Here is an 18,656-nt window from a genome sequence, read left to right on the forward strand (position 1 = left end):
CTGAAGGCAGGGAGTGAGAGCGGCGGGCCCGGCCTGCCGCTTGCGGTCGTGGTTGGGGCCGGCTTCTGCCGTCGGCCGCTGCGGTATAACCGGCCCGTGATCTACCACGTCGTATCCCTCGATGCCTGGAACGCCCGACCCGACCTGCCCTACGCCCCCGAGTCGCTCCCGGAGGACGGTTTCGTGCACTGCTCCCCCGATGAGGCGACGACCCTGGCCGTCATCAACGCCTTCTATCGGGACGCGCCGAAGCCGTTGCACGTGCTGGTTATCGACGAGGGCCAGTTGGACGCCAGGGTGGAGTTCGAGGCGGCTGCTCTCGCTCCGCCTCCGGGGGTCGGCGCGGACGTCCTGTTCCCCCATGCGTTCGGGCCCATCAACCGTGACTCCGTCATCGAGATCCTGGAGATCCAGTGGGACGAGGAGGGCCGTGCCGCGGGACTCAGGGCGGGTGTGTAAACGGAGCCCCGGTCCGATGGGCGCCGGGTCAGTGGTGCTGTCTGCCGTCCCTCGGGCCGAAGGTCTCCAGCGCCTCCGCGTCCGTCGCGCGGGCGTTGAGGTAGTAGTCCGCCCAGGTGGCGATGTCCGGGTAGGCGCACTCGGCGGTGAGGCGGGCGATCGCCACCGGGATGTCGAAGTCGGTCGTGCGGAGGTCGATGCCGGGGCCGAGGAGGGCCCAGTGGGCGCCGGGGCGGCCGTAGGGCATGCCGACGCTGCCGGGGTTGACGATCTGGCGGCCGTGGGCGAGGCGGGTGTAGGGCATGTGGGTGTGGCCGCAGACGACGGTGCGGATGTCGGCGGGGACATCCGCGAAGACCTCCGCCCAGCGGGCCGGGCGGGAGTCGACGAGGACGACCTCTTCGTCGTTCCGGGGCGTGGCGTGGCAGAAGAGGACCCGCCCCAGGCCCTCGATCTCCAGAGTCCGGGTCCTCGGCAGGGCGGCCAGGAACTCGACCTGGTCGGGGCGGAGGGCATCCGCCGCGTACGGGCCGATCGGGTCGGGGATCTCGTCGCGCTCGCCCCGGCAGTACTCCACCAGTTCCCGGTCCGCGTTGCCGCCGATCCACACCACCCGCTCGCCCTCCCCGAGCAACAGGTCGAGGACCTCCGCCGGTTGCGGGCCCGCCGCGATGTCCCCGGTGAGGACGACACGGTCCGCCGCACGCACCTCCGGTTCGGCCAGCACCGCTTCCAGGGCCGGGAATACGCCGTGGATGTCGGAGAGAACCGCGACTCGGAGGAGGAGCGGATCGCTTGCGCCGACGGGTCCCGCGTCGGTCATCATGTGCACCAGCGTGGGGGCAGCGGGGCGCTCATGAGGGCGTGTTCGCCCCTCGCTTACCCGGCGCCCGCCCCGATCCCCTGCACCCCTATCGGCAGATGAACGTCTCCCCCGCCGAGTTCGTCACCTCTTCGCCGACGTCGTAGCAGACGTCGCCCTGTTCGGGGTTGCTGTCGGAGTCGGAGTCGCAGGACGCGCCGATGCCTACGAGCAGGGCGATGAAGACGACTGAGCAGCCCAACTGTCCCAGGCAGCCGCCGATCTTCTCGCCGGGAGTGGAACCGCTGCCGTTGTTTCCGGGCACTCCTGAAGCCATGGCTTTCCCCCGTCCGCCATTCGCACGCACTGACGATGCGCGTGTGTGCATGGTTCCCCGCCGACGCCCGGCCGCTGCGCCACCGCCGCTTCGAAAACGCGCGGGTATGCGCGGGTATGCGAGCAGGTGTTCGGCTGAGTGGTTGTGTGGTGGTTGGGGCGCCGCTCAGTGGCCGTCGGTGGCTGTCGGTGGCCGCCGACGGTCCGCTCCCGGGGTTCAGGAGGTCCGGGCAGCAACAGCAGGTGACCGCTGTTTCGCCCATCCGTTCCGGAAGGGCGTGTTTCCGGACGTTTTTCGGAGCGATCAGCGGGAGGAAGGGGAGGAAGGGGCTGCATCTGCCCGTTCCAGCCCTGCCGCCAGCACTTCCGCCAGGTGCAGCCCCTTCCTCCCCGCCAGTTGCTCCAACTGCGTCCGGCACGAGAAACCGTCCGCCAGGACGATCGCGTCGGCCGGCGCTTCCCGTACCGCCGGGAGGAGTTGGTCCTCCGCGCAGGCGACGGAGACGTCGTAGTGGCCCTTTTCGAAGCCGAAGTTGCCGGCGAGGCCGCAACAGCCACCGCTGAGGTCGCCGGTGAGGCCGACGGCGGCGCGGAGACGGCGGTCGGGGGCGTCGCCCAGGACCGCGTGCTGGTGGCAGTGGGTCTGGCCGACCACGGGACGGTCGAGGGTGGGCGGGGTCCAGTTCGGGGCGTGGCGTTCGAGGGCCTCGGCGAACGTGATGACCGAGGCGGCGAGTCGATGCGCCCGGGGGTCGTCAGGGAGGAGTTCGGGCAGGTCGGTACGGAGCGTCGCGGCGCAGCTGGGTTCGAGGACGACGATGGGGAGGGGAGGCGGGGCGAGGTCCGGGTCCTCGTCCCGCATCCGCTGCGGGAGAGGGTCCAGGAACAGTTCGAGCAGGTCGAGCGTGCGGCGCAGCACCGCGCGGGCCCGGTCGAGCTGGCCCGTCGAGATGTACGTCAGGCCGCAGCAGACCCGGCCCTGCCGCATCGGGAACAGGGTCCGGGTGAGCGTCCACCGGGCCAGGGCGCCCGCCTCGCCCGCCTCCGCCTTCTTCGGCCCACCCGGCTTCTTCGGCCCACCCGGCTTCCGCTTCATCCGCGATGTCGGCGGCACGATCACATCCAGCCCGGCCGCCTCCAGCACCTGTAGCGCCGCCTGCCCCACGGACGGCGAGAGGTGCTCCGTGAAGGTGTCCGTCCACATCAGCACCGTCGTCGGTGCCTCGTACTCCTCCTCACCAGCCTCGGAGTCCGTCCCGGAGTCCGTCTCGGAGTCCGTCCCGGAGTCCGTCCCGGAGTCCGTCTCGGCGACCTGTTCCGCCGCCGACAGCTGCTCCTCCTCCTCCTCCGCCCCGGCCCGCTCCCCCAGCGACCCCAAGTACCACCGCAGGAACGGCACCGTGGCCAGCCGTGGCAGCTCCCGCTCCCCCGCGATCCCGCCGAGCCGTTTCGCCAGCCGGGCCAAAGGAGGCACTCCCGCGAGGAAGTTGACGAGGCGGACCGTGCGCGTACGGGAGACCAGGCGGAGCCACATCGGCAGTCGGCCCATGGTGTAGTGGGCGGCCGGGCGGCGGCGCCCGGCGTAGTGGTGGTGGAGGAACTCCGCCTTGTACGTGGCCATGTCGACGCCGACCGGGCAGTCGGAGCGGCAGCCCTTGCAGGACAGGCAGAGGTCGAGGGCGTCCCGTACCTCGGGTGAGCGCCAGCCGTCGGTGACGACCTCGCCGGCGAGCATCTCGTGCAGGAGGCGGGCCCGGCCCCGGGTGGAGTGCTCCTCCTCCCCGGTGGCGCGGAAGGAGGGGCACATGACGGCGCCGGATGCCGGGCTCACCTCGGTCGTACGGCACTTCGCGACGCCCACGCAGCGTCGCACCGCCGCCGAGAAGTCACCGCCGTCGCCCGGGTACGCGAACTCCACCGGCACCGGTTGGCGCGGCAGGACCGCGAAGCGCAGGTGGGAGTCGAGGGGGGCTGGGCGGACGAGCATGCCGGGGTTCAGGAGGTCGTCGGGGTCCCAGACGCCCTTCACCCGCTCGAACAGCCGGACCATTTCGGTGCCGTACATCTTCGGCAGGAGTTCGGCGCGGGCCTGGCCGTCGCCATGTTCGCCGGAGAGGGAGCCGCCGTGCGCCACGACCAGCTCGGCCAGTTCCTCGGAGAAGTGGCGGAAGCGGGCGATGCCCGGGGTGGTCAGCAGGTCGAAGTCGATGCGGACGTGGATGCAGCCGTCGCCGAAGTGGCCGTAGGGCGTGCCGCGCAGGGCGTGGGCGCGCAGCAGGCCACGGAAGTCGCGCAGGTACGCGCCCAGTCGGGCGGGCGGCACAGCGCAGTCCTCCCAGCCCGGCCAGGCCTCGCTGCCGTCCGGCATCCGGGTCGCCGTACCGCTCGCGTCCTCGCGGACGCGCCACAGGGCGCGCTGGGCGGCGGCGTCCGTCACCACCAGCGCGGCCGAGGCGTCGGCGGCGCGGACGATCGCGTCGGCGTGCGCCCGTGCCTCGGCGGCCGTGTCGCCGCCCGTCTCCACGAACAGCCAGGCCCCGCCCGCCGGGAGGCCGGTCGTGCCGGGCGGGACGAGGTCGGCGGCCATGCCCTCCACGGTCAGCGGGGCGTGCGGCAGCAGGCCTGGGGCCGCCTCGGCCGCCGCGCCCTCGTCGGCGTACGCCAGGACGGCGAGCGCACGCGCGCGGGGCGCCTGGACGAGTCGTACGACCGCCTCCGTGAGCACCCCGAGTGTGCCCTCGGAGCCGCAGAACGAGCGGGCCACGTCGGTGCCCCGCTCGGGGAGGAGGGCGTCGAGGGCATAGCCGGAGATACGGCGGGGGAGGTCGGGGAAGCCGGTCCGCAGCCGCGCCAACTCCCCCTCCACCAGCGGACGGAGGCCGTCCGGCGCGCCCGCCCAGCCCTGGCCGAGGCGCAGGGGCTCACCTCTCCCGTCGAGCACCGACAGCTCGCGCACACTGTCCGCCGTCGTGCCCCAGGCGACCGAGTGCGAGCCGCAGGAGTTGTTGCCGATCATGCCGCCGAGGGTGCAGCGGCTGTGGGTGGAGGGGTCGGGGCCGAAGCGGAGGCCGTGCGGGGCGGCGGCGTCCTGGAGGCGGTCCAGGACGAGGCCGGGCTGGACCACCGCCGTACGCGCGTCGGGGTCCAGGGACACCAGCCGGTTCATGTGGCGGGTGAAGTCCAGGACCACGCCCGTGCCCGTGGCCTGCCCGGCGATCGAGGTGCCGCCCCCGCGCGCGACGACCGGCACGCCCTGCGCGCGGCACACGGAGAGCACGGCCGCCACGTCGTCCGCGTCCCGGGGCGCGACCACACCGAGCGGCACGCGCCGGTAGTTCGACGCGTCCATCGTCGTCAGCGCCCGCGCGGTCACGTCGAAGGCGACCTCCCCGCGCACGCCCGCCGCCCGCAGAGCGCCCGGCAGCGCGGCCCGCAGCTCAGCCTCGTCCGCCGCCTTCGCCATGCCCGCCACGCCCGCCGTGCCCGCATGCCGGACGTCCCCGTCCCGGCGCCCCGCCGTGCCCCCGAATTCCGTCATGTTCCCAGGATGCACCTGACCACTGACAGTGACCATCCGATGACGCACCGAAAGCCCACGCACCCGCGACACGCCGACGCCGCACCGGCCGCGACGCTCACCGGGAACGTTGGCCGGATTCCGGAGAGCTAACCGGAAACCAGCCAACCGCCGTCACGAACTCCCCTATAGTGACGGCCAATTGAGCACCAGACGTCGCTTCTCGTTCAGGAACCGACCCGAGTCACCGACTCCAGGAACCGACTGGGTTGCCGACTCATCGCCGGGCCGACGTTCAGAACCGAGTTCAGAACCGAGTTCAGAACCGACCGAGGACAACAGCCGATGACCGCGCCCAGCCCGCCTCGCCCGCCAGGCGAACGCCCCGCCCTGCGCTCAGTCCTGCCGCTTTCCCTGGTGACCGCCCTGCTCGCCGCCACCGCGGCCGGCGGCGCGGTCGCGCTGGCGCCACAGTCCGTACGGCTGCCCCTGGCGGGCGGCGCGGGCACGGCCGCGCTGCTGCTCACGCTCGCCGTCGCCGCCGCCCTCCACGCGCGCGGGTCGGTGAAACTGCTGCGCCACCGCCTGAACGCCGTCTCCCGCGACGCCGGGCTGCTGCTGCAGGAACGCGCCAGGATGGCCGAGGAGTTCGCGCTGGAGCGGGGGCGGCTGACCGAGGAGTCCGTACAGGAGCGGGCGCGGATCGCGGCCGAGTACGCGCGGGAGCGCACGCGGCTGGCCGCCGAGTCGGAGCGTGAACGCGAACGGCTGGCGGCCGAGCGGGACCGGACGGTGGCCGAGACCGCCGAGGAGCGGGCCCGGCTCACCGAACGCGCCCGGCAGGCCGAGGCGGACCGCACGGCCGTTCTCGCCGTCACCGCCAACGTGGCCGGCCGGATGCAGGCCCTCGCCACCGGCACCCTCGCCGACCTGCGCGCCATGGAGGAACGTCACGCCGACGAGGACGTCCTCGCCGATCTCCTCCACCTCGACCACCGCACCGCCCAGGCCGGCCGCCTCGCCGACTCCGTCGCCGTCCTCGCGGGCGCGCGTTCGGGCCGCCGCTGGGCGCGGCCGATCCCCATGGAGTCGATCCTGCGCGGTGCGATGGGCCGCATCGGCGCCTACCGCCGGGTCCGGCTGCACTCCTCCAGCGAGTCCGCCGTCGCCGGCCACGCCGCCGAGGGCGTCATGCACGCGCTCGCCGAACTCCTCGACAACGCCGCGAACTTCTCCCCGCCCACCGCCGAGGTCCATGTGTACGTCGAGGAGGTCCCGGCCGGCGCCATCATCTCCGTCGAGGACTCGGGCCTCGTCATGAGCGATGTCCAGCTCCGCCGCGCCGAGCGCGCCGTCTCGGGCGAGTCCGCCGACCTCAGCGGCCTCTCCGGCACCCGCCTCGGCCTCGCCGTCGTCGGCCGCCTCGCCCGCAAGCACGGCCTCAAGGTCTCCTTCCGCCCCTCCGCCCGCGGCGGCACGGGCGTCCTGATGCTCATCCCCCAGGACGTTCTCGCGAGCACGATCCCCTCCGCCGCCCCCACCACCGCCCGCGCACGCTCGTACGACAACGTCCGCGCCCCGCACGACCTGGACGCGGAGCCGACCCCCACGCACGAGTTCCCGACGGACCCCCCGGCCGCGCCCAACCGGGCCACTCCCTCGGCCACTTCCCCAGCTGCCTCCTCATTCAGCCCGTCGTCCAACCCGTCGCTCAGCCCGTCGTCCGGCCTGTCTTCCAACTCCTCCTTCAGCTCCTCCTTCAGCTCCTCCTTCAACTCTGAATTCGGCTCTGACTACGGCTCTGAATTCGGCTCTGGCTTCGGCACTTCGGCCGCCGACGCCGAGCCCCCCACCGTCACCACCACCCCCACCACCCCTACCACCCCCACCGACCCCTCCTCCCCAGACGCCCTCCCCCGGCGCCGGCGCGGCCACTCCCTCGCCGAGGCGGAGGCCCGCAACCGCGCCGCCGACACCTCCCCCCGCCCGGAACGCGCCGCCCGCCCCGCCGACGACGCCAGCACCGGCGCCGTCCGCTTCAGCAGCTTCCGCCGCGCGGTCCGCGGCACGGGCGGCACCAGCGGCGTGGACCAGGCATTCGTCCAGGGGACGGCCACGGGGGACGAGAGCCCTACGGCGATGACCGGGACACCGGGGACACCGGAACCCGTACGGGACACGCCTGCGCCCGAAGTGGCCGTACGTCAGCCGGAGTTGGAGCCGGTCCGGGAGCCCGAGTGGGGTGCCGTAGGGGGATCGGCGTGGGAGCCCGAGGCCGTAGTGCCGGTTCAGCCCGTACGGGAGACCCAGTGGGAACCCGAGCCCGCGCGGGGCCTCGCGTGGGAGCCGGAATCCGCGCGAGGGACGGCGGCCGCGGCCTGGGAACCCGATCCGGTACGGGAACTGGCGTGGGAACCCGTACGGGACACGCGCCCCGGCCCCGACCCGGCCGCCCCCACCGTGCCCCCCGCCCCCGACCCGCATACGCACCCCCACCTGGAAGGCGACCCCACCCCATGACCGGCACCGGCATAACCGCCGACGACAGGCTCACCTGGCTCATGGAGGGGTTGCTGGAACGCACTCCGGGCGCCCGGCACGCGCTCGTGCTCTCCCGGGACGGCCTGCGGCTGTGCCGTACGCCGGAGCTCTCCGTCGACCGGGCGGACCAGCTCGCCGCGATCGCCGCCGGCATGCAGTCGCTGTCCCACGGGGCGTCCCTGGAATTCGGCGACGGCAGCGGGGGCGTGCGGTCGGCGATGGCGGAGTTCTACGGCGGCGTCCTGTTCATCGTCGAGGCGGGCGACGGCGCGCACCTGGCCGTGGTGACGGACGAGGAGGCGGACCCCGGGCTCGTCGGACACAACATGAGCGAGCTGGTCGAACAGCTGGGCGAGCACCTGAGCGCGAAGCCCCGCCACCCGAACACGACCGCTACGGCTACCGCTACCGCTACGGCTCTGGCGCCCCGTACGTCATGAGCCGGCCCGGCAGGGACGACTTGCCCGACCGGCTGTACACGCTCACCGGAGGACGCAGCCGGTCCGCGCCCGGAACCCTGTTCGACCTGGTGACGCTGGTGGTCGCGGAGAGCCAGCCGGTGCCGGGCATGCAGTCGGAGCATGTGGCGATCCTGCGGCTGTCGGAGCGGCCGACGGCGGTGGTGGAGATCGCCGCCGAACTGAGGCTGCCGGTGAGCATCACGAAGGTCCTGCTCTCCGACCTTCTCGCGGCGGGCCGGGTCAGCGCCCGGCACCCGCACACGGCCGCGCTGATCGATCTGGACATTCTGGAGCAGGTGTTAGTTGGACTTCGCAACCTCTGAGAACGGCAACGGCGAGGGGCACCCCGGCGGTTTCCCGGGCCCGATGCCCATGCCCGAACCCCCACCTGCCCCCTCTCCCGTCCCCGTCATGGGCGCCCGCTTCCAGGCCGAACCGGCCGCCCTGTACCGGGAGTTGAGGCGGGAGCACGGCGAGGTGGTGCCCGTGCTGCTCGACGGGGACGTACCGGCGTGGCTGGTGCTCGGTTACCGCGAGCTGCACCAGGTGACCAGCGATCCGGTGCTGTTCAGCCGGGACTCCGCGCTGTGGAACCAGTGGCCGGACATCCCCGCCGACTGGCCGCTGCTCCCGGTGATCAGCCGGGAGCAGCCGTCGATCCTGGGCTCGACCGGCGAACGGCACCGGCAGCGCGCCGCGCTGGTCGGCGAGGCTCTGGAGGCGGTGGACCCGCTCGAACTGCGCGGCCAGGCCGAGCGGTTCGCCGACGAGCTGATCGACGCGGTGTGCGGGGTGGGCGCGGCCGACCTGGTGGCGCAGTACGCGGCGCTGCTGCCCGTGCGCGTGCTGGCGTACCTCTTCGGCTTCCGGGAGGAGCGGGGGCCCGGACTGGTGGCGGCGTTCAACGACATCCTGGACGGCCGGGACCGGGCGATGGTGGCCGAGGCGTATCTGAGCTCGGTGATGGCCCGGCTGGTGGCCGAGCGCCGGCAGCAGCCCGGTGACGACGTGGTGTCCCGGCTGCTGGCGAACGCCGACACCCACGGATTCACGGTCGAGGAGGTCACCCACGACGTGATGGTGATGCTGACGGTGGGCCACCAGCCGACCGCCGACTGGATCGGCAACTCGCTCCATCTGATGCTGACGGACGAGCGTTTCGCGGCGTCGCTCTTCGGCGGGCGGAGCAGTGTGGCGGAGGCGATGAACGAGGTGCTGTGGGAGGACGCGCCCATCCAGAACGCCGCCGGGCGCTGGCTCACCCGCGACACCCACCTCGGCGGCCGCGCCCTGCACGCCGGCGACCTCCTCCTCCTCGGCCTCCAGGGCGCCAACTCCGACCCCCGCGTCCGCACCGACGGCTCCGCCCTCACCGGCGGCAACAACGCCCACTTCTCCTTCGGCCACGGCGAGCACCGCTGCCCCTTCCCGGCCCAGGAGATCGCCGAGGTCATCGCGCGGACGGGCATCGAGGTCGTACTGGACCGGCTGCCGGACCTCGATCTGGCCGTACCGGCTCAGACGCTCACGCGGCGGTCCTCGCCCTGGCTGCGGGGGCTGGTGGAGCTGCCGGTCCGTTTCTCGCCCGCGCCGGCGATCGGCGGCCGGTGACCGGGATTCCCGTGGCGCCGCGCCAAGTGGCGAGGTCAGGAATCGGCTGCTGAACTGAAGGCAGGGATCCCTCCGCCTCGACATCCCGTGCCCGGAAACGTCGGCCCCCGGCCGATCCCGGCGGAGCCGACGGAGTGGTGGTCAATGGGAGACGTATTCCACCCGCGCAAGGTCAAGATCGTCACCGGACCACCGGAGGCGGGCCCACTCCGGGAACTGTGGGCGCGCGGCCGACGCCCCTTCGTCGCCGTCTTCTGGCACCTCCGTGGCCGGTGGCTGCTCCACCGGGGCGTGACGCACGCCGGACGGTGGTGGAATCCGCCGTGGACGACCGTGTTGGTCACGGTGGTGGCCTTGTTGACGGTGGGGCTTCTCGCATGGTGCTTCGTCGCGGTGCTGGACCTCATCGGAAAGTCGGAGGTGGTGCGGGGCTTCGGGCCGCACGACGTGTGCCAGGGGGACGAAGACAAGCCCAACAACAACGCCTCCGCGTGCGACGCGGTCAGTGGCGTGGCGATGCCCGTACTGCTGCTCGCCGCCTCCACCCTCCTGTTCCTCTCCTGGCGACTGTGGAACGTCCGCCGCTTCTGCACGTATCAGGCGAGGCACGAGCCCGGCCGGCTGGTGCAGACGGCGGGCAGTCTGATGGACGAGGTGGTCGGACGCGACCAGCTCTGCAACGCCATCATGGAGAACCTGCGCGACACGAAGGTCCGCCGGCCCCATGTCGTCGTCGGGGGCGTCGGGGTCGGAAAAACGGCGTTGCTGGTCCGGCTCGCCCAGAGACTCTCGGCCGTGGGGGCCGTCCCCATCCCCGTACGGCTGCGCGACGCACAGGGCGAGGAGCCGCTGGACTTCGATGAGCTGGCGCTCGCCCGGTTCCGCGAGATCGTACGGTCGAAGGTACGGTCCGACGGCGAGGCCGACCGGATCTGGCGGTGGCTCAGGCAGCGGGCCGACCGGATCGTGGTCCTCGCGGACGGTCTGGAGGAGGCGTTCAGCCAGGACCAGGTGAACGGCCGCCGCGACAATCTGATCCGGGACGCGATACGCAGGGCCGGTGAGGAAGGGCTGCCCCTGGTCATCGCCTCGCGGCCGCACGACCCGCTGCGCGCGATGCAGGCGGCCGTCTCGGAGCTGGAGCCGCTGAGCAACGAGGCGGCGCTGCGGTACATCGCCCGCAGCGGCAGTTGGCGCTCCGATCCGACCCTGCTCGACCGGATCGTGGAAGCCGCCGACATGGCGGAGTCCCCGATCTACCTCAAGATCGCCAAGGATCTGCACAGCAAGGACCTGCTGGAACCCCTGTGGAACGGGGGCGGGGATCCGGACCTCCAGCTCTGCGACAGCTGGAAGTTGCGGGCGGAACTCATGGAGACATGGATCCACGCGCTGGTCGACGGGGACGTCCACCCCGAACTGCCCATCGACCACGACACGAGGCTGGCGACCGTGGAGTACGTCTCCGCGCTCGCGTGCATCGGTCTGGCCTCGGACAGCGCCGACGTCCGGCTCGGGGAACTCGCCCCCTCCCTCGACGGCCAGGACGGCTGTTCCGGGAGCCGCGGCTTCGGAGTGCGGGCGGGCTCGAATCCGGAGTGGAACCGGCGGGTCGCCCGGAAACTGGACCGCCGGATGGCGGAGCTGCGGTGGCGCCCGGAGGAGTACGCCCGCAAGCGCGGCGCGCCTTGGCGGGGTCGGGTGCACCCCTGCCAGGAGACGCGGGGCGGCGCCGAGTGGTGGGTGGGCCCCAGGGTCGACATCCGCATCGCCGCGACCTGGGGGACGCGGATGGGCCTGGTCCACGAGAACGGTGACAAGGTCCGCTTCCAGCACAGCATCGTGCAGGCCTATCTGGGCTCCCGCTTCCTGGACGAGATCTTCGAGCTGCCGACGCCCACCGGCCCCACGGCGACCGGCGGCCCCACGGCGACCGACGCTCCGTCGATGTCCGGCACCAGGTCCTCGCCTGCCGCGTCGTCGACGGCGCGGCAGTCGCGGACCACTTCTTCTTCTTCGTGGACGGCCGCCACTTCACCGACGACCGCCGCCTCATCGCCAACTGCCGCCTCATCGCCAACTGCCGCCTCATCGCCAACCGCCGCCTCGTCGACGGCCGCCGCCTCATCGCCAACTGCCGCTTCACCGCCAACCGCCGCGTCGTCGACGGCCGCCGCGTCATCGCCAACCGCCGACCCGGCGGCCGAGGCGCACATCACCCGGGCCCTGCAGCGGGGCGGGCGGGAGCTCCTCATCGCCCTCACGCTGTATTCGCGCTCCCGGAAGGGAAAGTGCGTCTGCGACGGCTCCGCGACGGCCCGGCGGACCTGCCCCGTCGACAGGATGCGTGAGCTGCTCAAGAAGCAGGCGAAGGATCTGCTGACCGACGCGGCGAACGCGGGGAACGTGTCCGATCTGTCCCCGGACACCGGCGACGGCGTGTTCGACGAACGCGGCAGCCCGCGTCTGAGGGCACTGGAGATCTACGGCGCCGCCGTGGAGATCGACAGTGTCGGGACCGTCCCCCGGCAGGAGGACCTCGTCAAGGAGATCGAGAAGGACTGGGACCGGCTCGGCCAGGACGAGGACCCCGCCCGGCTCCGCGAGGCGAAACTCGCCGTGGTGAAGCAGTGCGGAACGGCGGTACGCCGCGTCGCCGCCATGCTGAACCGCAACCCCGGGTACCAGCATCCGGCGTACCCGGTGTACGACGTCATGTTCCAGATCGGCCGCAAGGAGACCGACCGCCGGGTGCGCGAGGCGCTCGTCAAGGAAGTGGGAGCGGGTGGCGAACCGGCGTATCAGGCGCTGTGCCGCAAGCTCTCCGAGGCCTGTGCCGCGGTCGAGACCGGACAACGCCGGTGCGGCGGCCGGCAGGTGACGCCCTCACCCGACCAGACGTGGGCGGACCACCCCGCGTCCCAGTGGGACCTGGCGGAGCAGCGGGAGCGGGAGGAACGCAGGGCGGCGGAGGAGGAGGCGCTGGCGGAGAAGGGGATGTGGAGCTGCAACACCATGCGCGCCTGGCTCCTCCCCCTGCTCGTCGACTCCTGCATGATGGCCCGTCGTCAGGCCAGCCCCCGCGACGACCTGGACAACTGGGTCCAGGCGGCGACACGGGAGACCGGCGCCGGGATCCATGACGACGGCCCCGGCGCCCCCATCGGCCTCGGAGTGGCGCTGGCCCAGGGGTTCAAGTACGCCGCCAACCGGCGCCCCGGGCCCCGGTCGAACCGCAGGGCACGCGAGTTCCTCGTCAAGCAGGCCCAGGAGCTGCTGAAACAGAGCACCTTCTGGTACACACGGCTGGCGCTGCTGCACGCTCTGACCCTGTGGAGCCTGCCCGACGACGTCACCGCGGACCAGCCGATCCGGGGCCACGGGGCGGATCCCCGGGGCCAGGTGCGGGAGTGGCTGGCGCTGGGCGAGGGACACCGGGAGGAGCACCCGCTGGTGGAGGCGGCCGCGAAGCTGGCGGTCCGCGCGCTGCAGACCCGGCGGCCCGAGCGGTTCCTGTGGATCGACGAGGCGGCCGTGGCCTCCTGTATCGGCACCGAGGTCGGGCTGCCCGGGGAGCAGCGGGCCCACAACCTGTGGATACCGCCGTCGACCGGGTGGAGCACCCTGGACCCCACGGCGCAGCAACTGCTGGCGGACGTCCTGCTGCTGCTGGTGCTCGGCGAGCGGTCGCACCGGCCCAAGGACGCGTTCCGCATCCTGGAGTTCTGTGCCCGCGAGCCGACCCAGATGCCGTCCTGCGTACGCGAGGACCGCACCCGGCTGAACCCCGTCCGGGGCGCGGAACGCGCGGCACAGCCCGGGTCCCAGTGCACGGACGACTGCCGGATGAAGATGTGCCCGTACCCGGCCAAGGTGGAGAACCTGCGCATGGAGTTCAGCGAGGTGTTCTGCCTGCTCCAGCGCGACCTGCTGAGGAAGTGGCAGCCCTGGGCGTGGGCCTCCCTGCGGTTCCGGCGGGAGGCTCCGTGGCAGCGCGCGGTGCCCGTCGCCGGCATGCGCCGCTTCTGGGACCAGATGAGCGACCGGGCCCGCGACATCGACCCGGACGACCGGGACACCGCCACCCGCGCGCACTTCCCCGGCTGAGAACACCGCCACCCGCCAGTACGTCCCCGGCCGAGGCTCGCGGCCGCCGTCAGACCCGCCGCCAGGCCTGACGTCAGCAGGACAGCTGGGCCGGGGGCCGGGGGCCGGGGGCTGGGGGCTGGGGGCTGGGGGTTGGGGCCATGGACGGTCACCCCCGTCTCATCCGACGGACGACATTTCGCCCACGTTTCGTGGAGCCGATAGGCTCGCGCCCGTGGCTGACATCCAGATCCCCGCTGACCTCAAGCCCGCCGACGGACGTTTCGGCGCGGGCCCCTCCAAGGTGCGGACGGAGGCACTGGACGCGCTGGCCGCGACCGGTACCTCTCTGCTCGGCACGTCCCACCGCCAAGCCCCGGTGAAGAACCTGGTCGGCCAGGTCCGCGAGGGCATCAGCGAGCTGTTCTCCCTCCCCGAGGGCTACGAGGTCGTCCTCGGCAACGGCGGCTCGACGGCCTTCTGGGACATCGCGACCCACGGCCTGATCGAGAACAAGAGCCAGCACCTCACGTTCGGCGAGTTCAGCTCCAAGTTCGCCAAGGCCGCGAAGCTCGCCCCCTGGCTCGCCGAGCCGACGGTCGTCTCCTGCGACCCCGGCACGCACCCGGAGCCGGTCGCCGAGGCGGGCGTCGACGTCTACGCCTTCACCCACAACGAGACCTCGACGGGTGTCGCGGCCCCGCTGAAGCGCGTCGCGGGCGCGGACTCCGGGTCCCTGGTCCTGGTGGACGCCACCTCCGGCGCGGGCGGCCTCCCGGTCGACATCGCCGAGACGGACGTCTACTACTTCGCCCCGCAGAAGTCCTTCGCCTCCGACGGCGGCCTGTGGATCGGCGTGTTCTCCCCGGCCGCGATCGAGCGCGCCGAGCGGATCCACGCGTCCGGCCGCCACATCCCGGAGTTCTTCAGCCTCCCCACGGCGATCGACAACTCCCGCAAGAACCAGACGTACAACACCCCGGCCCTCGCCACCCTCTTCCTCCTGAACCAGCAGCTGGAGTGGATCAACGGCCAGGGCGGCCTCGCCTGGTCCACGGCCCGCACGAAGGACTCCTCGACCCGCCTGTACACCTGGGCGGAGGAGTCCAAGCACGCGACCCCGTTCGTCACGGACGCCGCCAAGCGCTCGCAGGTCATCGGCACCATCGACTTCTCCGACGACATCGACGCCGCCGCCGTCGCCAAGGTCCTGCGCGCCAACGGCATCGTCGACACCGAGCCCTACCGCAAGCTCGGCCGCAACCAGCTCCGCGTCGCCATGTTCCCGGCCATCGCCCCGGCCGACGTCGAGGCCCTCACGAAATGCGTCGACTACGTGATCGAGAAGCTCTGATCACTCCCGTACGACGCTGACTCCCGTACGACGCTGAAGGGCGCCCGGCGACCACCGCCGGGCGCCCTTCTCGTGTCTCCTGCCGCTGTACGACTCACTCTCGTGAGGTGAGGCTGGAGGACTCGATCGCCTCGCGGAGCCGGCGGACCGCTTCGTTCACCATGCCGTCGGCGAGGTTGCCGTACCCGAGGACGAGGCCGTGGTCGGCGTGGTGGCCGGTGGCGTGATAGGCCGTCAGGTCGGCGACGCGCAGCGAACGGGCGGCAGCGGCGGTGACGACGGCAGCGGTGTCCACGGTGGTGGGCAGCCGGAGGATGAGGTGGAGACCGGCGGCGATGCCGGAGACCGAGGCGTCGGGCAGCTGATCGGCGAGGGCCTGGACGAGGGTGTCGCGCCGGTTGCGGTACCGCTGCCGGCAGGCGCGGAGGTGGCGGTCGTAGGCGCCCGATTCCAGCAGTGCGGCGAAGGGGAGCTGGTCGAGTGGGGAGGGCTGGGTCGCAGCCTGGCCGGCGAGATGCAGATGATCGGTCCAGCGTGGTGGGGCCACGATCCAGCCGATGCCGAGCGCCGGTGACAGGATCTTGCTGAGCGACTTGAACAGGACGACCCGGGACGGGTCCATGCCCTGAACGGTCGCCACCGGACGCCGGTCGTAGCGGAACTCCGCGTCGTAGTCGTCTTCCAGGACGACACCGTCCACCTGGCGCGCCCAGCGCAACAGGGCGGCGCGGCGCTCGGGGACGAGCACGGTGCCGAGGGGGAACTGGTGCGCCGGCGTCGTCAGCACGGCCCGCAGGCCCGGGTGCCGGGCGAGGTCGTCGGTGCGCAGACCGCCGGCGTCCGTACTGATGGACACCATGTCGAGGCCCGCGGCGCCGACCACTTCGCGCAGCCGGGTCCAGCCCGGCTCCTCACACCCCACAGCGGTGATGCCATGGGCCCGCAGGGCGTGGCAGACACGCCGTACTCCGTCGGTCACGCTCGTGCACACCGTCACGTCCTGCCCGGTCGCGGAGACACCCCGGGAACGGCCCAGATACTCGGCGAGCAGCCGCCTGAGCCGGGGGTGACCGCCGGGCGGCGGATAACCGAACTCCGTGAACGCCATGGTCGTCACCTGTGCCCGGACCGCGTCGGCCCACCGCCGACGCGGAAAGGCCCGCAGGTCCGGCAGGCCCGGTGCGAGGTCGAACCGGGCCGCGGGAGCCTGCTGATTCGCGGGCCTCAGGGAGTCGGCGTCGGACTCGTTCGACCATCGCACCCGCGTAGCCGATCCCGTACGCGCCTCCAGATATCCCTCGGCGACAAGCTGGCTGTACGCCTCGGTCACCGCCCACCGCGAACAGCCGAGATCGGCGGCGAGCTGCCGACTGGGCGGAAGCGCCGCACCGACCTCGATCCGCCCCTGCCTGATCGCCGCCCGCAAAGCCCGCTTCACCCGCTCGTGCAGCGGCCCGTCGCCGAACTGTCCCAGGTTGAGCAGCAGATCCCCGGCCGGATTGGTCTGTGATTCCCGCATGCCATTGGACGGTAGCAGCGAGCCATTTCTCAGTAACTTCGCAGGTACGAAGACAAGTTACGAGGACGAGCTACAAGTACGAGGACGAGGAGAATGTCGTGGCTTCCGTGAGGCGCTCCATACCGACCACCCAGGCCCACCCGCTGTTCCGCAGCACCTTCGACACCTGGCTCACCAAGGCCGACGCCCTGTCGGCCCTACCGAACGCCCCGGTCGTACCGGACACGCCAAACGCTCCGGACACTCCCCGGCAGCTGCGGCTGCCCACCTGGCGTCGCCTGCGCTCCCGCTTCGGCCGGTACTCCGTGGCCGAGGTCCGAGTCGGCCCGCCGTGACGGTCGATGACTGCCGTCTGTCAGAGGCGCCCTTCGCGTCTGCTCCTCTGCTGCTCTGCTCCTCTGCTCCTCTACTCCTCTGCGTCAACATGCAGATCCCTACCGGGAGATGAGCAACAGAGCCCTTTGCTATGGTGCCCCGATGTCGTCGATCAAGCAGTTCCAAGTCACCTTCGACTGCGCGGAACCTGCGCGCCTCGCCGGTTTTTGGTGCGAGGTGCTGGGGTACGTCGTACCGCCGACCCCGAAGGGGTTTGCCACGTGGGAGGACTACCATCGCTCGCTGCCGCCTGAGGATCAGGTCATCTACTTCGCGTGCAGTGATCCCTCGGGTGCGGGCCCGCGCCTGCTCTTCCAGCGCGTTCCCGAAGACAAGGTCGTCAAGAATCGGGTGCATCTCGACGTGCGGGCCGGCACCGGACTCGTGGGTGAGGAGCGCCTCGCCACGCTGGAGGCCGAATGCGCACGACTGGTCGCGCTCGGCGCGGTGCACCTGCGAACGCTGCTCGCCGATGACGACAACGAGTCCTGCATCCTGATGCAGGACATCGAGGGCAACGAGTTCTGTCTCGACTGAGCATGCTCCGACAGACGCTCATACAGCGGGCATGGCTACGGCTCTTCGCCCCGAGCCCGAGCCGCGTGCAGGGCCTCACGCAGTGGAACCGCCTCGGCGCACTCCACGCCCAGGCTGACCCGGCACCCGTTGCCGCACCTGCGCACATGCGTGGCCCAGGCGATGAACTCCCGCTCCTCCACCGCGTGCAGTACCCGAGTGACACGATCACCCATGGCCCGACCCCTCGCCCAGGGCGACGAGCACATACATACGCACCGGGTGCGCGGTCTCCCAGCGCCCCCAGTCCGGCGGTTCGACCCGGCGCCCTTCCCGCCAGCACTCCTCCACCGGCAGCAGTGGCAACCCCCGCCCACTCCACCGCAACCGCTCGGCCTGCCGGGCCCACCGCCTCCAACGAGCCCTGCTCGGATTCGGGCGCCATTCGCGAGGCACCTCCGGTGCCAAATCGAATGAAGGTACGGCGTTGTCGGGGGGCGGCACAGGCCCACTGCGGCTACGCGGCCACCCATTCCGTAAGACGGCCAGAACGCCGAGCAACCAGGCGATAGGGTTCCTCAAGTCGATAGCTCCTTCGCTTGCTGTTGGCACACCGCCCCGCAACGGCCTGCTACGCCGCTGCGGGGCACCTTCGTTCACTCGCCGGCGTTCCCCGCGCCGAATTCTTTCTCGACCCACACGGTCTTCCCGACGCCTTCCGGCCGCACGCCCCACTTGTCCGAGAGGGAGTCGACGAGCAGGAGCCCCCTGCCGCCGCGGGCCAAGCCGTTTCCATCCAGGCACAGCACGGGCATCCGATCGCTCTGGGTGTCCCGTACTTCAATGCGGTAGATATTTCCGGCCTTTTCGATGGACATTCCAACCTGTCGCCCCGAAGTCCCCGGCACGCGTCCATGAGTTACGGCATTCGTCACCAACTCACTGACGAGGAGAACCAGTTCGCTCACGAATTCCCCCTCGCGATCGATACCGCAGGAGGCGAGAAAAGCGATGCTGTCCGAACGGGCGCGGGCTACCGAACGGTTGGTGGTGGGATACTGACGGTGTGTGGTCAGTTC

Annotated in this window: 16 protein-coding genes; 9 read left to right on the forward strand and 7 right to left on the reverse strand. The window is 71.8% G+C overall.

Annotated elements, in window-relative coordinates:
- Nucleotides 1-96: 96 nt before the first annotated feature.
- Complete coding sequence (locus tag I8N67_RS38300) at nt 97-459, forward strand: DUF952 domain-containing protein (protein WP_200308911.1); 363 nt, start codon at nt 97-99, stop codon at nt 457-459.
- A 28-nt stretch (nt 460-487) separates the two neighbouring features.
- Here I8N67_RS38300 and I8N67_RS38305 read toward each other — a convergent pair whose 3' ends face one another.
- The 3 genes from I8N67_RS38305 to I8N67_RS38315 form a co-directional block, all read right to left on the reverse strand.
- Nucleotides 488-1,285, reverse strand: coding sequence for a metallophosphoesterase family protein (locus I8N67_RS38305; protein WP_234046954.1), 798 nt, complete (start codon nt 1,283-1,285; stop codon nt 488-490).
- Nucleotides 1,286-1,370: 85 nt separating this feature from the next.
- Entirely contained in the window at nt 1,371-1,598 is a 228-nt protein-coding gene (locus tag I8N67_RS38310; protein WP_200308912.1) for a hypothetical protein, read from the reverse strand.
- A gap of 303 nt (nt 1,599-1,901) precedes the next feature.
- The gene (locus I8N67_RS38315; protein WP_200308924.1) at nt 1,902-5,060 is read right to left on the reverse strand and encodes an FAD-binding and (Fe-S)-binding domain-containing protein; all 3,159 of its coding nucleotides are present in this window, start codon (nt 5,058-5,060) and stop codon (nt 1,902-1,904) included.
- A 399-nt stretch (nt 5,061-5,459) separates the two neighbouring features.
- Between I8N67_RS38315 and I8N67_RS38320 the strand changes: the two genes are divergently transcribed.
- The 6 genes from I8N67_RS38320 (at nt 5,460) to serC (ending at nt 15,167) form a co-directional block, all read left to right on the forward strand.
- The gene (locus tag I8N67_RS38320; RefSeq protein WP_200308913.1) at nt 5,460-7,634 is read left to right on the forward strand and encodes a sensor histidine kinase; all 2,175 of its coding nucleotides are present in this window, start codon (nt 5,460-5,462) and stop codon (nt 7,632-7,634) included.
- Nucleotides 7,631-8,095: a roadblock/LC7 domain-containing protein gene (locus I8N67_RS38325; RefSeq protein WP_200308914.1), complete on the forward strand. Its 465-nt coding sequence runs from the start codon at nt 7,631-7,633 to the stop codon at nt 8,093-8,095. Before I8N67_RS38320 ends, I8N67_RS38325 begins: the two co-directional genes overlap by 4 nt.
- Nucleotides 8,092-8,439 carry a DUF742 domain-containing protein gene (locus I8N67_RS38330; RefSeq protein WP_200308915.1) on the forward strand — a complete coding sequence of 116 codons (348 nt, stop codon included), beginning with the start codon at nt 8,092-8,094 and terminating at the stop codon, nt 8,437-8,439. The genes I8N67_RS38325 and I8N67_RS38330 overlap by 4 nt, the downstream gene beginning before the upstream one ends.
- Before the next feature lie 49 nt (nt 8,440-8,488).
- Nucleotides 8,489-9,727 carry a cytochrome P450 gene (locus tag I8N67_RS38335; protein ID WP_200308925.1) on the forward strand — a complete coding sequence of 413 codons (1,239 nt, stop codon included), beginning with the start codon at nt 8,489-8,491 and terminating at the stop codon, nt 9,725-9,727.
- Between the two features lie 144 nt (nt 9,728-9,871).
- Complete coding sequence (locus I8N67_RS38340) at nt 9,872-13,834, forward strand: NACHT domain-containing protein (RefSeq protein WP_200308916.1); 3,963 nt, start codon at nt 9,872-9,874, stop codon at nt 13,832-13,834.
- 214 nt (nt 13,835-14,048) lie between these two features.
- Nucleotides 14,049-15,167, forward strand: coding sequence for a phosphoserine transaminase (gene serC, locus I8N67_RS38345; RefSeq protein WP_200308917.1), 1,119 nt, complete (start codon nt 14,049-14,051; stop codon nt 15,165-15,167).
- Between the two features lie 94 nt (nt 15,168-15,261).
- Here the strand turns inward: serC and pdxR are convergent, their stop codons facing one another.
- Nucleotides 15,262-16,686 carry a MocR-like pyridoxine biosynthesis transcription factor PdxR gene (gene pdxR, locus I8N67_RS38350; RefSeq protein WP_200308918.1) on the reverse strand — a complete coding sequence of 475 codons (1,425 nt, stop codon included), beginning with the start codon at nt 16,684-16,686 and terminating at the stop codon, nt 15,262-15,264.
- Nucleotides 16,687-16,784: 98 nt separating this feature from the next.
- Here pdxR and I8N67_RS38355 point away from each other — a divergent pair, with 98 nt between their 5' ends.
- On the forward strand, nt 16,785-17,021 hold the full coding sequence (locus tag I8N67_RS38355) for a hypothetical protein (RefSeq protein ID WP_200308919.1): 237 nt from the start codon (nt 16,785-16,787) through the stop codon (nt 17,019-17,021).
- A 142-nt stretch (nt 17,022-17,163) separates the two neighbouring features.
- The gene (locus I8N67_RS38360) at nt 17,164-17,598 is read left to right on the forward strand and encodes a VOC family protein (RefSeq protein ID WP_200308920.1); all 435 of its coding nucleotides are present in this window, start codon (nt 17,164-17,166) and stop codon (nt 17,596-17,598) included.
- A gap of 35 nt (nt 17,599-17,633) precedes the next feature.
- Here the strand turns inward: I8N67_RS38360 and I8N67_RS38365 are convergent, their stop codons facing one another.
- The 3 genes from I8N67_RS38365 to I8N67_RS38375 all read right to left on the reverse strand — a co-directional run.
- Nucleotides 17,634-17,813: a hypothetical protein gene (locus I8N67_RS38365; protein WP_200308921.1), complete on the reverse strand. Its 180-nt coding sequence runs from the start codon at nt 17,811-17,813 to the stop codon at nt 17,634-17,636.
- Nucleotides 17,806-17,943: a hypothetical protein gene (locus I8N67_RS38370; protein ID WP_200308922.1), complete on the reverse strand. Its 138-nt coding sequence runs from the start codon at nt 17,941-17,943 to the stop codon at nt 17,806-17,808. The genes I8N67_RS38365 and I8N67_RS38370 overlap by 8 nt, the downstream gene beginning before the upstream one ends.
- A 290-nt stretch (nt 17,944-18,233) precedes the next feature.
- On the reverse strand, nt 18,234-18,656 hold a 423-nt coding region (locus I8N67_RS38375; RefSeq protein WP_234046956.1), incomplete at its 5' end, for an ATP-binding protein.

This window comes from Streptomyces adelaidensis, assembly GCF_016598475.1.
In the GTDB taxonomy this organism is placed as follows: Bacteria; Actinomycetota; Actinomycetes; order Streptomycetales; family Streptomycetaceae; genus Streptomyces; species Streptomyces adelaidensis.

Excerpts from the sequence above, each read along its gene's own strand:
- I8N67_RS38305 (WP_234046954.1), bottom strand. The coding sequence starts at position 1,285 with ATGATGACCGACGCGGGACCCGTCGGCGCAAGCGATCCGCTCCTCCTC.
- I8N67_RS38310 (WP_200308912.1), bottom strand. The coding sequence starts at position 1,598 with ATGGCTTCAGGAGTGCCCGGAAACAACGGCAGCGGTTCCACTCCCGGC.
- I8N67_RS38315 (WP_200308924.1), bottom strand. The coding sequence starts at position 5,060 with ATGGCGAAGGCGGCGGACGAGGCTGAGCTGCGGGCCGCGCTGCCGGGC.
- I8N67_RS38320 (WP_200308913.1), top strand. The coding sequence starts at position 5,460 with ATGACCGCGCCCAGCCCGCCTCGCCCGCCAGGCGAACGCCCCGCCCTG.
- I8N67_RS38325 (WP_200308914.1), top strand. The coding sequence starts at position 7,631 with ATGACCGGCACCGGCATAACCGCCGACGACAGGCTCACCTGGCTCATG.
- I8N67_RS38330 (WP_200308915.1), top strand. The coding sequence starts at position 8,092 with ATGAGCCGGCCCGGCAGGGACGACTTGCCCGACCGGCTGTACACGCTC.
- I8N67_RS38335 (WP_200308925.1), top strand. The coding sequence starts at position 8,489 with ATGCCCGAACCCCCACCTGCCCCCTCTCCCGTCCCCGTCATGGGCGCC.
- I8N67_RS38340 (WP_200308916.1), top strand. The coding sequence starts at position 9,872 with ATGGGAGACGTATTCCACCCGCGCAAGGTCAAGATCGTCACCGGACCA.
- pdxR (WP_200308918.1), bottom strand. The coding sequence starts at position 16,686 with ATGCGGGAATCACAGACCAATCCGGCCGGGGATCTGCTGCTCAACCTG.
- I8N67_RS38360 (WP_200308920.1), top strand. The coding sequence starts at position 17,164 with ATGTCGTCGATCAAGCAGTTCCAAGTCACCTTCGACTGCGCGGAACCT.
- I8N67_RS38365 (WP_200308921.1), bottom strand. The coding sequence starts at position 17,813 with ATGGGTGATCGTGTCACTCGGGTACTGCACGCGGTGGAGGAGCGGGAG.